This window comes from Rheinheimera sp., assembly GCF_030690345.1.
Lineage (GTDB): Bacteria > Pseudomonadota > Gammaproteobacteria > Enterobacterales > Alteromonadaceae > Alishewanella.
This window is the reverse complement of sequence record NZ_JAUYGV010000006.1, coordinates 743,652-759,502: the sequence shown is the minus strand read 5'-3', so window position 1 is coordinate 759,502 and position 15,851 is coordinate 743,652. Positions and strand designations below refer to the sequence as shown.

Below are 15,851 nucleotides of genomic sequence, written 5' to 3'. Positions count from 1 at the left end.
AGTCTCAGTAAGATAAGACCATTGTCTCGCTATGGTACTGCGCATTGTGACTTCCAGCAAATTAAAGCCTCTGTTATTTATCGGCCTGTGTACGGTGCTTGCCGGCTGTGCCCAAGGCCCGGTAAAACCGCCGCTTAGCGGCCAACCAACCGCTACCGACAGTACAGAACCGCAAACTCCGGCCGTGCCGGCACGGCAGCTATACCGGCTGGCGGCGAATTATCAGGCCGAGCCACAGCATTATCATTTACTTAAAGCCGCGCGCCAGGCGATAGCCGAGCAAGATTACCTGCTGGCGCTGGCAATAAGCGAAAACCTGAAACAAAGCCCGTATCCTCTGATCCAACGGCAAAATAAACTGGTGTTGCTGCAGGCTTATCTTGCCACTGAGCAGCAAAACAGCCTGCTGCAATTACTCGACAATACGGCGTTATCAGACATAGACCCCGGCGACAGAACCGATTTTCTCTGGCTTAGCAGCCAATACCTGACTCAACAACAGCGCTATCTGGCGGCCAGCCGCGACCTGTTACAGCTGACACAGCAAAGCGACGCCGAACAGCGTTACCCGCAGCATGGCGATATGCTGTGGCAAAACCTGTCTGCCCTGAGCGACAGCCAGTTAGAAACACTGCGGACAGGCGCCAACCAAATCAGCAGTGCCTGGTTAAATCTGGCGCTGCTAAGCCGGCGCTACATTGGCCAGCCGCAGGCGCTGCAACAAGCCTTTGCCGATTGGCAACGCCGCTACCCGATGCTGCCACAGGCACAGCAGCTACCTGACGCCGTGCAACAACTGCTTAGCCTTACGCCTTATCAACCACAGCGTATTGCCGTGTTATTGCCGCTTAATGGCCAGTTCCGTCAACATGCGCAGGCCGTGCAATACGGTATTTTAGCCGCCGCCGGCAATGATTCCGCCACCGGACTGGTGTTTATCGACAGCCAACTGGACAGCGACGAACTGCAGCGCCAGATAGAGCAGGCGCAAGCTGGTTTCGTTATAGGCCCCCTATTAAAGGACCAGGTTGATACCATCAGCCGGCTGGAAGACTGGCGCTGGCCTACGTTGTTTTTAAACAGCCGCGACAGCAACTATCAGCACAAGCCGGAGCAGTTTTACTTTGCCCTGAGTATGGAAGATGAAGCCGCGCAAATGGCGGCTTTGTTCCAGCAGAAAAATTACCGCCGCCCGGTGGTGATAAGCTCAGCCAACAATATCAGTGTGCGTATGCAGCAACGCTTTGCTGCCCGCTGGCAGGAACTGGGTAACAGCGCACCGGAGCAGCACCGTTTTAACAGTAAAGAAGAGCTTGAAGGCTTAATTAACCGCGTACTGGAAACCGACCGCAGCCGTGAGCGGGTAAAACAACTAAGCAGCCTGGTGTCGCCCAAGCTGGAGGCCGATCCGCATAGCCGGCTGGATATTGATGCCATTTACCTGATTGCCGACCCGGTACAAACGCGGTTGTTTAAACCCTTTGTTGATGTTTCAGTTAGCCAAACTGCGCCCCGTGTGCCGGTATATGCCAGTTCACGCAGCCACAGCACCGGGCTGGACAGCACTGACCTGCGCGATTTAAACGGCTTAACCTTTACCGAAATGCCGTGGATGCTGGGTGAGCAAAACAGTGTGGCGTTGCGCAGCACCTATCAGCAACTGTTTCCGGAGCAGGACGAAACGCTGCAACGCCTGTTTGCCATGGGCTACGATGCCTTCAACTTAGTCGGCAGCCTGCGCCAACAGCAACAGTTGCCTTCTACGGTGTTCCCCGGCCTGACCGGCCAGTTGCGGCTGGAGAGCAACGGCAGCATAGTACGCCGGCTCAGCTGGGCCAGTTACCGCAATAACCGCCTGTTACCGGTGCAGGAACCCTAAACACTGTGAATAAACTCGGCCAGCTGTATGAACAACTTGCTGCAGAGTATCTGCAACAGCAGGGCTTAACCTTGCTGCAGCAGAATTACCAGTGTAAAGCCGGTGAAATAGATTTAGTGATGCGCGATGGTGCCAGCCTGGTATTTGTTGAACGCCAGCAGCGCCTTTGGTGGTGCCCTGGCGGCAGTCACCGTTGCCAAGCAGCAGAAATTACTGCGCAGCAGCCGCTGGTATTTACAGCAACACCGGTTGCATGATCACGCTTGCCGGCTGGATGTGCTGGCGATTGAAGGCCAGCCACCGTACCGTTACCAATGGATAAAAAATGCGATTACGCAGTAGTAACCGACACAGGAAACCGTGATGCAAGAGCATATCCGCCAACTGTTCAGCGAAAATATTCAAACCATGATCGCCACCGGTGAAAGCCTTGCCGGCCCGCTGGAAAACGCCGCCTTTGTTATCGTTAACAACCTGGTTAGCGGCGGTAAAGTGATCTGCTGTGGCGAAGGTGCTACAGCGGCCCTGGCCAGCCATTTTGCCCAATTACTGCTGGACCAGTTTGAAACTGAACGGCCTTGTTTGCCGGCACTGGCCTTACAGCCGCAGAATAACAGCCTGCAACACAACCACCAGCAGGATTATCTGGCCAGACAAATTAAAGCGTTGGGGCAAAACAACGACGTGTTATTGGTGATCTCACTCAGCGGCAGTGAACCGGCGTTAATAAAAGCGGTCGAAGCAGCACTAACCAATGATATGAAAATTATTGCCCTGACAGTGGACAGCAGCGGCGAACTGTCCGGCTTACTGAACCAACAGGATGTCGAATTAAAAGTGCCGGCGCACCGGCGTGCACGCATCTTTGAATGCTACACCTTCTTATTGCACAGCCTGTGCGAACTGATTGATATGACGTTGTTTCCACAACAAGGAGATCTATGAACACGCTAAAATTACTCTGCGCCTGCACCTTGCTGGCGTTACTGCAGGGCTGCGCAGCGGCGGTGGTCGCCGGTGGCGCTACCGCTGTGACCTCAGCCAATGACCGCCGTACCCTGGGTGCACAAATTGATGATAAAAACGTGGTGTTAAAAGCCAATAGGGCACTGGCCGACGACCCGGCTACGGCCGAAGGTAGCAATATTAACGTAACCAGCTATAACGGCGTGATGCTGCTAACCGGACAAACCCGTACCGAACAAGTGCGCCAGCGGGCCGGCGCCTTAGTGGCCAAGATTGACGGTGTGCGCGACGTGCAAAACCAAATCCGTTTAGGCAACAATACCGGTATGACCACCCGTACCCGCGACAGCTGGATATCCACTAAAGTAAAAACCCAGTTGCTGGCCGATGAGCAGGTCAGCGGGTTAAATATCAAGGTAGTAACAGAAAACGCCGAAGTGTTTTTAATGGGCCTGGTAAATGATCAGGAAGCGGCCAAAGCGGTAGATATTGCCCGTCACGTTGATGGTGTAGCGCGCGTGGTACGTGCTTTTGAAATCCGGCAAAACTGAGCAACACATATGGCAAAAGGGCAGCGATTGCTGCCTTTTTTTATTGTCAGGCCAAGAATACTTAACACTCCTGCAGCGCTTTTAGCACCTTAGAGTGAAACTCGCGTTGCTTCATTACCAGCATCACCACCACCGACGCCACCATAAACAGGATTGGGTCAATAAACCAGGTAAGCGCCGACAATGAAAAGTAAATGGAGCGCAGGCCATAGTTAAACGAATGGCCGGCCTGATCAATTACCTTAGCAGCACGGTTGGCGTACAGCTGTTGCTCGTCTGATGTCATGCCGCGGCCATCCGGTGCCGCGCCAATTAATACACCGCAAAAACCGTATTGGCGCAATGACCAGGTAAACTGGAAAAAGGCAAACACATAAATAAAGCTCAGCAGCAATAGCTTGAGCTGCACCGCGCTTTCGCTATAGCTGGCCCAGGGCACCAGGTTGGTCAACATCAGGCTTAGCTTGTCTGCTGCTGTCATTACCGTGAGTAAACCGGCCAGAATTAACAGGGTGCTGGAAGCAAAAAAAGTGACATTGCGCTCTAAGGTAGAAATAAGCCCGACATCGGCCATTTTGTTATCGCGAAGCAGCATTTTTTGCATCCAGTCGTTACGTTTACGCCGCAGCTCAAACGACAGACAACTCACCACTTTAGCGCGGCGTTTAGCAAATAATGTATAACCAATCCATAAGCCAAAAAACCAGATAACCGCAATTAAATCAATGGTATTTTCCATTAAAGGGTTCCCTTATTATGTTCGTTTCAAGCTTAAGCTATTTTAGCGCCGCGCAGATAGCGCCGGCGGTTAAATTGCCACGCATCTGCGGTATACAATAACAGCGCTAACCAAATTAAACCAAAGGTTACAAAACGCTCTGCCGCGAAGGGTTCATGGTACAACCAGACACCAAACACAAACATAAAGCTGGGGCCGATATACTGAAAAAAGCCCATAGTAGATAACTGCAAGCGTCGCGCCCCGGCAATAAAGCACAGCAGCGGTACTGTAGTCACCAGGCCGGCAGCCATCAGGTAACCGTTTAGCTGCCAGCTGTTCTGCAGCAGATTGGCTGCACTGCTGTCGGCAAATTGCCACCAGTACCACAATGCCAGCGGCAGCAACAACACCGATTCATAAAACAAACCGGTGATGGCATCGACCGCCAGCTTTTTGCGCATTAAGCCGTAAATAGCGAACGATCCTGCCAGCGTCAGCGCTATCCAGGGTAGAGAACCAAAGGTGATCAGTTGCAGCAACACACCGCTGGTGGCCAGCGCGACCGCGGCCCACTGCAGCTTACGCAGCCGCTCGCCGAGAAACAGCATACCCAGCAGCACATTCAACAGCGGATTAATGTAGTAGCCTAAGCTGGCGTCCAACATATGGTTATTGTTTACCGCCCAGATAAACAGCCCCCAGTTACCACCCAGTAACAACGCCGACACTAATAACCAGCCCAGCATTTTCGGTTGGCGCAATATTGCCAGCACTTTGGCGCCCTGCCTTAACGCCAGCAGCACGATAAACAACAGTAAAAAAGACCAGACAATACGGTGGATCAGAATTTCAGCGGCAGGAATAAAATCGATTTGTTTAAAATACAGCGGGGCCACGCCCCATAAACTGTAGGCACTGGCGGCAAAGATACCACCCAGTTTTTGTTCGCGGCTTAACGACATGCAGGCAGGCTCCGGTAAATGAGCCACTATTATACGCCGCTTTTGTTGCTAAGCGCAGGACACTGAACGGTAAAAACCGGTCAGCCAACTAAATAAGTGGCAGCCCGGCAAGGCTTAATCGCATTTTATTGTTTCTGAACGGCGCGTTTCTGATTAGAATGGCGGCTGTTTCGGGCCAGCTGACCACACTACGTGATAAAACCGTGATACAAGATTTACTACCTCTGTTAAAACAAGCCTTTGGCTACAGTGAGTTTCGCGACGGCCAGGCTGAAGTCATTCAGGCGGCGCTGCAGCAACGCGACAGTTTTGTGCTGATGCCAACCGGTGGCGGTAAATCGCTGTGCTATCAATTACCTGCCTTGCTGTTGCCGCAGGTTACCATAGTGGTATCGCCGCTGATGTCGCTGATGAAAGATCAGGTCGACGCACTCAAAGCCAACGGCATTGCCGCCGAATTTGTTAACAGCAGCTTAAGCCGCGAAGAAGTGCTGCAGGTGTTTGCCAGGTTGCGCCGCGGCGAGCTGAAACTACTGTATGTCGCACCGGAACGCTTGTTACAGCCCAACTTTCTTGATCGGTTACAAGAGGTCGGCGTCAGCTTATTTGCCATTGACGAAGCGCACTGTATTTCGCAGTGGGGCCATGATTTTCGCCCCGACTATATGGCATTGGCGCTGTTGAAGCAGCGTTTTGCCGGGGTGCCGCTGATGGCACTGACAGCCACCGCCGATGGCGCCACGCGGCAGGATATAACCCAGCAACTGACATTACAGCAGCCCTATATTCACCTTGGCAGCTTTGACCGGCCCAATATCCGCTACACCGTGCAGGAAAAATTTCGCCCGGTAGAACAACTAACCGCCTATTTACAGCAGCAGGACGGCGCCAGTGGCATAGTGTATTGCAGCTCGCGGCGCAAAGTTGATGAGTTAACTGAACAGCTGAAACAGCGCGGTTTTAATGCAGCCGCCTATCACGCCGGGCTGAGCAGCGAGCAGCGCAATGCGGTGCAGGACGCCTTTAAACGCGACGATTATCAGCTGATTGTGGCCACTGTTGCCTTTGGTATGGGCGTTAACAAATCGAATATCCGCTATGTGGTGCACTTTGAACTGCCGCGCACCATTGAAGCCTATTATCAGGAAACCGGCCGTGCCGGCCGCGACGGCGTAGCCGCTGAAGCCATCTTGCTGTTTGACCCGGCCGATATTGCACGGATGAAACGCTGGCTGGAAGCCGAAGAAAACCCGCAACGCGCTGAAGTGGCCTGGCAGCGCTTTTTGGCTATGGCAGCCTTTGCCGAAGCGCAAATTTGCCGGCGACAGGTGCTGCTGAATTACTTTGGCGAAGCGCGGCAACAAGGCTGCGGCAACTGCGATATTTGCCTGCAACCACCGCAACAGTTTGACGGTACCGAGTTAGCGCAAAAGGCATTATCCTGTGTGTACCGTGTTGGCCAAAGCTTTGGTATGCACCATGTTATTGATGTACTGCGCGGTGGCCAGAATCAGAAAATTGTTGAATTACAGCACGATAAACTATCCACCTGGGGCTTGGGCAAAGACTTAAGCCACGACTACTGGCTAAGCATACTGCGGCAGTTGATTCATTTTGGTTTGCTGCAACAGGACATTACCGCCCACTCGGTGTTAAAACTGCAACCTGCCGCCAGGCCGGTACTGCGTGGCGAGACGGCATTGTCGCTGGCGGTGCCCAGGTTGCAGAGCGTAAAACGCGAGCCGCAGCGCTTAAGTAAGCAGCAATATGACCGCGCCTTATTTGCTAAGTTAAAAGCTCTACGTAAGCATATTGCCGCCCGTGATGACGTGGCACCTTTTGTCGTATTCAGTGACGCCAGCTTAATAGAAATGTGCCAGCAACTGCCTACCGATAACCGCAGCCTGCTGGCAATTTCCGGTGTGGGCCAAACCAAACTCAGCCGCTACGGCGCCGATTTTATCGACGCCATCAGTGATTACCTGAGTGATGAAGCTCAGCCGCCGGCCGGTAAACTGGCAAAATAGGCGGCCAGGTTTGCGACATCAGCATCAGATAAGCCTGCCGCCATTGGCGACATAATCGGGTTTTTCCGCTCACCGTCACGATAGGCTTTAATCGAGCTTTCCAGGTATTTCACTTTTTGCCCGGCCAGATTAGGGTAATCCGGAATTATCGAAATGCCATTGGCGCCATGGCAAGCGGCGCACACGGCGGCCTTGGCTTTACCCAGTTGCAGATCTGCCGCCTGAGCGGCAACAGCTGTTAACATCAGGGCGGCGCCCGCTATCCACTGTCTCATAGAATCTCCGTTATTGTTATTGTACCGTTTAGTTATAACCTAAGTTGCTGAATGCTCAAGCCATATAAACGGCTACAAGCCCGATCTGGCGCAAAGCCATGCAAAATTTGATTTTCTGCTGACACCATAAGCCGCTCTATGTTAATGTTCGCCGCTAAAACATTAACAATACTGACCGCCAACCATTCTTAGCGCCCAGGGGAGCACCGTAGCCGTGAGAAGCACTATGCATATTGTGATACTGCTGCTTAGCTTACTCACCGGCGTTGCCCACGCCTTTCACGCTGAAGTTAACCCCCTGCAAAGCCCTTTGACCGGGCAGCAAAGCCTGCGCCAGCTATACTTTTTTGTCACGCCGGCCGACATGACGCTGGACGATTTATTGGCCGACCCGGTGCATCATCACAGCTTTAGCCTGATAACCCGGCAGCAGAGTTTACTATTTGAAGAAGACCAGGCAGTGTGGCTGTTTGCCAGATTACATAACAGCGGCAACAGGCCGTTGCACAGCATTCTCGAATATGACTTTCCGCTGGCAGATAAGATAGAAATGTACCAATTGCAGCAGCAAAGCAAAGATATTAAGCTGCTTACCCGCTCCGGCAACAGCTATCCGTATAGCGAACGCGCCCTGCCCTACCGTAGTTTTGCCGTAAGCCTGACCCTGCTACCGGACGAAGAAACCGATATTTATATCAAGATACAAGATGCAGCCGTGATACCCGGTGATATCCGGTTATGGCGCCACGACCACTTTGTTGCCACTATGCAGCAAAACGCCATTCTGGATGGCTTATTGCAGGGCATCTTACTGTTGCTGGCCCTGTATAACTTGGTGCTGTTTATCCACAGCAAAGCCAGGCATTACCTGTATTTCACCGGTTTTTTTGTCAGCTTTGCGCTGGTAGTCGCCATTTTAAACGGCATGGCCTTTGCGGTGTTGTGGCCGGAATATCCGGAAGTTAACCAAGCCATTTTATATATTGCTGTGGGCGCAGCTCTGCTATGTTTGAACCTGTTTACCAGCCATGCGCTGCAAAGCTATGCCAGCCACTGGTGGCGCCGTTGCAGCCATATCAGCAGCTTTGCAGCCTTACTGCTATTGTTCAGCCCGCTGTTTGCCGATGGCCAGTTGCGGCTGTATCTGCTGTTTTTTGCCCTGTGCTGGGTATTAATCAGTAATTTTTTGTTGGCATTGAGTTTCAGCCTGGCCGGCGATGCCCGCGCCCGCACTTTTGTCTGGGCTTGTGTGCTGACGCTGTGCAGCGCTTTGCTGCTGACACTGCACCAGGCCGGGTATTTGCGGGCTGATGTTAACTGGCTATACATCTTATTTTCGTTAGTACTGCTGTGCCTGGCTTTAACCAGTTTTAATCTGCAGAATATCCGCCTGCCCAACGAGCCTGCACTGCAACACAGCGCGTCGATGCAGCAGTACCATGATATTTTTCACAATGCCGTAGAAGGCATGTTTACCACCACCGCGGATGGTCGTTTAATCAATGTTAACCAAGCCTTGTTGGATATTCTCGGTTATCCCGATCGCAACGCCTTAGAGCAAGCCATCAGCGGTACCGGTATGGCCCGTTTTTATGCAGACCCCGGCGAGCGGCTACATATGCTGCGCCAACTTGAACTGGGCAGTAAGAACAGCTTCGAAATTCGCGGCTTGCGCGCTGATAACAGCCCGTTTTGGGCGCTAATGTCAGTGCGGTTGGCGCGTTCAGACAATGGCAAAGAGGAATTTGTGCATGGCTCGGTGATTGATATTACCGGGCAAAAACTGGCCCATGAACAGCTGGCCTACCTGGCCAACCATGACAGCTTAACCGCTTTGTACAACCGCTTTTACTTTGAACAGCAGTTACAAATGCTGTGCGATACGCCAGGCCGTAACAAAGGTGCCGTGCTGTATATCGACATTGACCAGTTTAAAGTGATTAATAACAGTTGCAGCCACAGCGCCGGTGATGCGCTGCTTAAGCAAGTCAGTGAACTGTTTAAACGTACTGCCGGCCTTGCCGGGCAACTGGCCAGGTTAGACAGTGATGAGTTTGGTATTCTGCTGCCTGGCAAAAATGCCAACGAAGCCTTTGCGCTGGGTTACCGCATCCTTGATGCGATGCGTGAATTCCGCTTTATCTGGCAAGACAATATTTATCCTGTCAGTGCCAGTATTGGTATCGCTGACATAGCCGCAGACGATAGCCTGGCCGACAGTGTGTTAAAAAAAGCCGACGCGGCTTGTGGCATTGCGAAAAATAAAGGCCGTAACCGTATTCAGTTATTTGATGAGGATGACAAAGATACCCAACAACACCAAGCTGAAGTACAGTGGGTATCACAGCTACGTCAGGCAATAAAAGACGACAAATTTGTGCTGCACCAGCAGTCCGTGCAGGCGCTGAACAAAACCAGCAACGGCTTACACTACGAGCTGTTACTACGTTTGCAGGGTGATGAAAACCACCTTATAGCACCAGCCGGTTTCTTAAGTTCCGCTGATCGTTACGGCCTGATGCCGCAAATCGACCGCTGGGTGATCCGGCATTATTTCCGCTGGTTAAAACAACATCCGGAGCACCTGCAGCAGTTGGCATTGTGCAGTATTAATGTGTCTGGCAGCTCCTTGCTGGACCCGGCATTTAAAGACGACGTGCAGCAACTGTTCAGCGGCTTTCAAATTCCGTATCAGCAAATTTGTTTTGAGATCACCGAAAGCGCAGCTCTGGTTAATCTGCAAAACACCCTCGCCTTTATTGAGCATTTTCGCGCTTTGGGCTGTCGTATTGCGCTGGATGATTTTGGCAGCGGCTTTTCCTCTTACAGCTACCTGAAACACTTCCCGGCCGACTTCGTTAAAATCGATGGCCACTTTGTGCGTGATGTACTGGACGATCATTACGACAAAGCTATCGTTAAATCAATTCACGAAGTCGCCGGCGCCATGGGTATGTTAACCATAGCCGTATGTGTGGAGAGCGCAGAAACACTGGCCGCGCTGGAGATCATGGGTATTGATTATGCCCAGGGTTATGCTATCGCCCGGCCGATGCCGCTAAACACACTGCTAACCTGAGGTAAAATATATTTTACTGCCCCTATTGCTGACAGAATAACCAACTCAGTACAATGCCGGTGCGACATCTCGTCGCTCCTTAACAGGCAAACCCAAATTTACACTTATTTCGTTCGGAGTCTTTAATGCAACGGCTGCGTGAACTATCGCGTCGTGTTGAGGCTGTGTATGGCGAAATAGCGACGACGTTTTCAGCTTATCAGCAACAGCGTGGCTTAAATTGCCGCAGCGGCTGCGGTGAATGCTGTTTGCAACCGACGATAGAAGCGACGGTGCTGGAAATGTTGCCGCTGGCATTACACTTGTTTGATCAAGGTAAAGCAGAACAAACACTGACACAACTCGAAGAGTTAACAGAGCCTCAGGGCTGTTTTTTTTACCAGAAGCTGTCGTTTGACGGCAAGCAGGGTCAATGCAGTGTGTACCAGCAGCGCCCGGCTATTTGCCGCTTGTTCGGCGCTGCGGGCTATCGTGACAAGCAAGGCAAAACCTCGTTATCAGTGTGCAAGGTGATTAAAACCGACCGGCCGCAGGCGTATCAGGATACGCTGATAGCGCTGCAGTCTGATCCGCCGCCGATGATGATTATGGCCAAAGAGCAGGTAAACGAGCTGGATTATGAACTGGGTAAGCAACACTTACCCATTAACGATGCCTTGCAACAGGCGCTGGAAAAAGTGTTGTTTAAAGCCTGGTATTCCGGCATGAACGACGATCAGCAAATTGCCTGATAAATATCGGGCAGCCGCAAAGGGCTGCCCGGTAGCTTGTTAATTTCAGCTTGTTAATTCCAACTTATCAATTCCAGCCTTCCAGTACCACCTTACCAATAGCAGTACCGCTTTCCAGCAGCTGATGCGCGCTGCGTAAGTTGGCAGCGTTAATGCTGCCGGCGCTGTGCTTTAGCGTGGTTTTGATCTGGCCTTGCTGAATAAGCCGTGCCAAATCGGTCAGTAGTTGATGCTGCGCATTCATATCCGGTGTGCCGAACATAGCGCGGGTAAACATAAACTCCCAGTGCAGCGAAATGCTCTTTTGCTTTAACGGCATAATATCAATGCCAGCGGCCGGGTCGTCGATCAGTGCCAGCTTGCCCTGCGGCGCCAGCATTTGTACCAGTTCGGCATAATGTTGCTCAGTGTGCGTCAGGCTGGCAACATGGCTGACACAGCTTAAATCCAGTGCTTTGAGCTGAGGTAACAACGGCTGACTGTGGTCCAGCACATAGTGCGCACCCAACTCCGTAACCCATTGCCGCGTTTCCGGCCTGGAGGCCGTGGCTATTATCGTAACGGTTGTCAGCTTACGCGCCAACTGCAACAGCACCGAACCTACGCCACCGGCAGCGCCGGTGACCAATAACACCGGGCGCGGATGCTTTAAACTGGCTTGTTGTATTTCCAGCCGGTCAAACAGCAGCTCCCAGGCAGTAATAGCAGTTAACGGCAACGCCGCCGCTTCAGCGTAACTAAGGTTGTCCGGCATCAGTGCTACGATACGCTCGTCTACCAGTTGCAACTCGCTGTTACTGCCCGGCCTGGTTAGCGAGCCGGCATAAAATACTTTATCACCGGCCTTAAACAACGTGACCTCTTCGCCCACGGCGACAACTTCACCGGCAGCGTCCCAACCCAATACCTTATATTGGCCCGGTTCAGGCTGCGCGCGCTGGCGTACTTTGGTATCCACCGGATTAACCGATACGGCCTGTACCCGCACCAGAATATCGCGCCCTGTGGCCACCGGATCCGCTAACTCTATATCCAGTAATGCCTGTGGATCTGTGGCCGGTAACGAGGTTTGATAGCCTACTGCTTTCATTGCTTTACCCTTATAGTTTTGCATTAAGTCGCTTGATACTACTGCGCTTTAATTACATCTCATGATACGTCAGCTTATAGCGCTGCAGTTTTTTCAGCAAGCCTTGCCTGGATAAACCCAACAACAGTGCCGCGCGGGTTTTGTTACCGCCGCTTTGCTGCATGGCCCGGGTTATCAGCTGAATTTCCAGTTGTTGCACTGCGGGATCGAGCAGTAAAGAGTCTGCAGCAATCTCTGTGACAACTGAGGGCGTAGTAACCGCTTCGGGATGCAGCAAGCTGATATCGGCCATGCTTATCACGCCGCCCTGCGCCACGGCCGCCACACTCTCCAACGTATTTTTCAACTCGCGGATGTTGCCCGGCCAGTCGCGCTGTAAAAACCAGCTTAATGCGGTGCTGTCCAGTTTAAGCAATTGCCGGTGTTGGCGCTGCAGTTGTTCAAGGAAAAACTGCAGTAACAGCGGTATGTCCTGGCGTCGCTCTGCCAGTGCGACCGTTTCCAGCGTAATGCCCTTGATACGGTAGTATAAATCTTCGCGAAACAGGCCTTTTTGTACCAACTGCGGTAAATTGGCATTGGTGGCGGAGATCAGACGCACATCAATTTTATGTTGTTCGCGCCCGCCCACCGGGAAATAAGTCCCCTCTTGCAGCACCCGCAATAATTTCACCTGCATTGGCAGAGGCATTTCGCCTATTTCATCCAAAAATAAGGTGCCGTTGTCAGCCAGTTTCAGTAAACCGGGCCGGTCTTTATCGGCACCGGTAAAAGCGCCTTTAACATAGCCGAATAACTCACTTTCTAACAGCTCTGCCGGTATAGCACCGCAATGCACCGACACAAAGGGCTGTGCCGCGCGCCGGCTAAGTTCGTGCAGTGCACGCGATACCACTTCTTTACCGGTACCAGACGGCCCGGTAACCAACACCCGTACGTCGGTCGGCGCAATGCGTTGGATCAAAGTGCGCATAGCAACCATTGGCGGCGACACACCTATTAAGCGCTGCAGGCCGGCATCGGTTTGCTGCTGCTGTTTCAGCTGCTGCAGTTCGGTGTCCAACTGATGCTTGCTCAGTGCCCGCTTGATCACTACGGCCAGTAAATCCGGATCAACCGGCTTGGCAATAAAATCCCACGCCCCCAGCGCTATGGCATCCAATGCTAACTGGCGCTCGGCATGGCCGGTAAGAATAATCACCGGCCGGCTGTTAAACTCTGCCAATGCCTGCAGCGTATGTTGCGGATCAAATTGCGGTGGTAAGGACAAATCCAGCAGAATTAAATCGGCGTCAAACCGGCTAAGCTGAGCGCGGGCTGCGCTGAGATCGGCTGCGGTTTCTACCTGATAGCCGGTTTGGCTTAACCAGCTTTGCGCCAGCTGGCGAAACGCCGGCTCGTCGTCGACCAGTAAAATTTTGCCATTAGCCATCTGCGTTATCCTGTGGTTGCTTATGCGGTTGTTCAATCTGATGCTTAAATTGCAGCTCAAAACTTACCGGCCAGCCCAGATCGGTTCTGTGCCTTACCTCACCGCCATGCGCCTGCATAATGCGCCGCACTATGGCCAGGCCAAGGCCACTGCCGCCGGCACGCTTACTGACAAAAGGCTGAAACAGCGTGGCCTGTTGCTGCGGCAGAATGGCCGGGCCATTGTTATGCACATACAGCCACAGCTGATCCTGGCCGCTGCGCGCGGTGATGCTGATCAGCGCCTGCGGCTGGTTGCGGCAAAATGCCAGCGCATTGTCTATCAGGTTTATCAACACCTGTTGCACACGATAACTGTCGGCGTACAGCGTCAGCTCATCTGCCACCTGCAGCTGACATTGCACGCCGTGCCAGTCCTGTTGGCTGATCACCGCCTGCAGCAACGGCTTTAGCGGTAGCCGGCTGCACTGCAATTGCAGCCGGCCGGAATAACTGAGCAGGTCCGCAATTAAACGATCCGCGCGTTTTAATTGTTGCTGAATATGAGCGCGCGTCTCTGCCGGCGTGGTAGCGGCAGCCATAGCAATAATATTCAGTGGATTACGCAGCTCATGTGCCATGGCAGCTGATAAAGCGCCGAGCTCAACCAGATGTTGTTGGTCCAGCCGTTTGCGCTCGGCATCCGCCAGTTTTAACGACTGCTCCAGAATACGGCAGTTACTCAGCAGTAAAGCCGCAAACACTTCGCCCTGTAAGCGGTAGCCTGGTGTTACATCATCCCAGCCGCGTAATTGATAGTGCCAACCGCTGTCATCCCGCCGGCACAAAATATCCAGCTCTGCCCGTTCATCACCGGCGGCCGGCAGTTGCACACTCACGCGCCGGCGCAAGCGGCCTGACAATAATCCTGCAGCACGGGTTGCCAACTCAGGCCAGCTCTGCGCTTGTTGCAATTGCGCGCGCCAATGCGCCAGCAGGCTTTCATTTAATTGGCCGCCGGGGTAAATCAACCGCCTGGCTAACAACGACAAAGGTTGATAACAGGCCGCAGACAACAGCAGTAACAGCGCAGAATACAACCACAGCTGACTGGCAGGCACCGCAGACAACGCTTGCATCCCCAACTGCCCGAGTAAAGCGCTGACCAGCGCCATCAGCGCTAACACCAGCAACAGCATGCCCAGCCATAGCAGCGCTTTATTAGCAAAAGCATTAATCGCCAGCACCTGATAACGTACCACACCGTACACCAGCAGCAGTAAGTAGCTGGGCAACAGCAGCATAGGGTACGGATACCAGTTCAGCCCCAGCGACGGAAACACAAAGCTGGTAGCGAGCAACAACCCCCAGCCTCCGGCGAGAAACATGGCGACGATAGAGCGGCGCTTATTGCCGCTGTGCACGCGCCAGCCCAGCCACAATACAATATGTGCTGCCACCCCCAGCGCTACCGTGTACAGCAGATTCAGCCAGCCCATGCCCTGAAACACAAAAAATGCCGCAAAGCCGCTACTGCTGATCACCTTAGCGCCGCCGGCAACCCAGCTCAGCATAATAATGATGCCGGTTAAGCCATACAGTACGGGAAGAAATTTGCGCTGTTGCAGCAAGGCCGGTACCGGCTTATTGCCGTCGGCAACAAACTGTACGGCAAAGTGCAGAAAAAACATTGGCATCAACGGATTAGCCAATACCAGCGCCATACCCAACGTTGGCCACTGTTGCAATATAGCTATATGGCCGGCACACCATAATGCCATCATGGCGGCAAAACCGGCCAGCGCCGGCATAGCACGCTGACGCTGGCCCTGCCACAGTAACCAACCGGCCAGCAATACGGCACAAGCACTGGTTAGCAACATGCTGATTTCAAACAGTAACGACAGATCCACTGTAAACCCTGTTAACAGCTAAAGCGAAATACAATCGTAAACCTTGTTTACAATTAGCTCAAGTTAAAAATTAAAATCATTTAAAATCAACAGCATAAAAACAACCAACAAAGCTGGTCAGCATCTTGCTATAGGGTACTGCAGATAGCTAAGTCAGCTTTTCAACAGCAGTAAAAGAGAACTTTATGAACAGTAGCCTGTTATTAACTGAAGTACTGGCCCTGAGCCTGATGATCGCCGTAGCCCT

At 52.6% G+C, this 15,851-nt stretch carries 12 protein-coding genes and 1 pseudogene; 7 read left to right on the top strand and 6 right to left on the bottom strand.

The window, feature by feature from the left end:
* Positions 1 to 46 precede the first annotated feature (46 nt).
* The 4 genes and pseudogenes from Q8O77_RS08025 (at position 47) to Q8O77_RS08010 (ending at position 3,396) form a co-directional block, all read left to right on the top strand.
* Positions 47 to 1,879 carry a penicillin-binding protein activator gene (locus Q8O77_RS08025; protein ID WP_305552336.1) on the top strand — a complete coding sequence of 611 codons (1,833 nt, stop codon included), beginning with the start codon at positions 47 to 49 and terminating at the stop codon, positions 1,877 to 1,879.
* Between the two features lie 5 nt (positions 1,880 to 1,884).
* Positions 1,885 to 2,221, top strand: a pseudogene (locus Q8O77_RS08020) (YraN family protein).
* A gap of 21 nt (positions 2,222 to 2,242) precedes the next feature.
* The gene (locus tag Q8O77_RS08015; protein WP_305552335.1) at positions 2,243 to 2,824 is read left to right on the top strand and encodes an SIS domain-containing protein; all 582 of its coding nucleotides are present in this window, start codon (positions 2,243 to 2,245) and stop codon (positions 2,822 to 2,824) included.
* A complete protein-coding gene (locus Q8O77_RS08010) occupies positions 2,821 to 3,396 on the top strand; it encodes a BON domain-containing protein (RefSeq protein ID WP_305552334.1) in 576 nt (191 codons plus the stop codon). Before Q8O77_RS08015 ends, Q8O77_RS08010 begins: the two co-directional genes overlap by 4 nt.
* A gap of 61 nt (positions 3,397 to 3,457) precedes the next feature.
* Here Q8O77_RS08010 and Q8O77_RS08005 read toward each other — a convergent pair whose 3' ends face one another.
* Both Q8O77_RS08005 and rarD read right to left on the bottom strand, forming a co-directional pair.
* Positions 3,458 to 4,135, bottom strand: coding sequence for a DUF599 domain-containing protein (locus tag Q8O77_RS08005; RefSeq protein WP_305552333.1), 678 nt, complete (start codon positions 4,133 to 4,135; stop codon positions 3,458 to 3,460).
* 32 nt (positions 4,136 to 4,167) lie between these two features.
* On the bottom strand, positions 4,168 to 5,079 hold the full coding sequence (gene rarD, locus Q8O77_RS08000) for an EamA family transporter RarD (protein WP_305552332.1): 912 nt from the start codon (positions 5,077 to 5,079) through the stop codon (positions 4,168 to 4,170).
* Between the two features lie 158 nt (positions 5,080 to 5,237).
* Here rarD and recQ point away from each other — a divergent pair, with 158 nt between their 5' ends.
* Complete coding sequence (gene recQ, locus Q8O77_RS07995; protein WP_305552331.1) at positions 5,238 to 7,106, top strand: DNA helicase RecQ; 1,869 nt, start codon at positions 5,238 to 5,240, stop codon at positions 7,104 to 7,106.
* Here the strand turns inward: recQ and Q8O77_RS07990 are convergent.
* Positions 7,076 to 7,381, bottom strand: coding sequence for a cytochrome c (locus Q8O77_RS07990; RefSeq protein ID WP_305552330.1), 306 nt, complete (start codon positions 7,379 to 7,381; stop codon positions 7,076 to 7,078). The two genes, recQ and Q8O77_RS07990, sit on opposite strands and share 31 nt — an antisense overlap.
* Positions 7,382 to 7,607: 226 nt before the next feature.
* Between Q8O77_RS07990 and Q8O77_RS07985 the strand changes: the two genes are divergently transcribed.
* Entirely contained in the window at positions 7,608 to 10,460 is a 2,853-nt protein-coding gene (locus tag Q8O77_RS07985; protein WP_305552329.1) for an EAL domain-containing protein, read from the top strand.
* A gap of 125 nt (positions 10,461 to 10,585) precedes the next feature.
* Entirely contained in the window at positions 10,586 to 11,191 is a 606-nt protein-coding gene (locus Q8O77_RS07980) for a YkgJ family cysteine cluster protein (RefSeq protein WP_305552328.1), read from the top strand.
* 67 nt (positions 11,192 to 11,258) lie between these two features.
* On the opposite strand, the gene Q8O77_RS07975 is transcribed toward Q8O77_RS07980, so the two are convergent.
* From Q8O77_RS07975 to Q8O77_RS07965, 3 genes are read right to left on the bottom strand one after another with little or no spacing between them, the layout of a single operon-like run.
* Entirely contained in the window at positions 11,259 to 12,281 is a 1,023-nt protein-coding gene (locus tag Q8O77_RS07975) for a zinc-binding alcohol dehydrogenase family protein (protein WP_305552327.1), read from the bottom strand.
* A 52-nt stretch (positions 12,282 to 12,333) separates the two neighbouring features.
* The gene (locus Q8O77_RS07970) at positions 12,334 to 13,713 is read right to left on the bottom strand and encodes a sigma-54 dependent transcriptional regulator (RefSeq protein WP_305552326.1); all 1,380 of its coding nucleotides are present in this window, start codon (positions 13,711 to 13,713) and stop codon (positions 12,334 to 12,336) included.
* The gene (locus tag Q8O77_RS07965) at positions 13,706 to 15,604 is read right to left on the bottom strand and encodes a sensor histidine kinase (RefSeq protein ID WP_305552325.1); all 1,899 of its coding nucleotides are present in this window, start codon (positions 15,602 to 15,604) and stop codon (positions 13,706 to 13,708) included. Before Q8O77_RS07965 ends, Q8O77_RS07970 begins: the two co-directional genes overlap by 8 nt.
* Positions 15,605 to 15,851 lie beyond the last annotated feature (247 nt).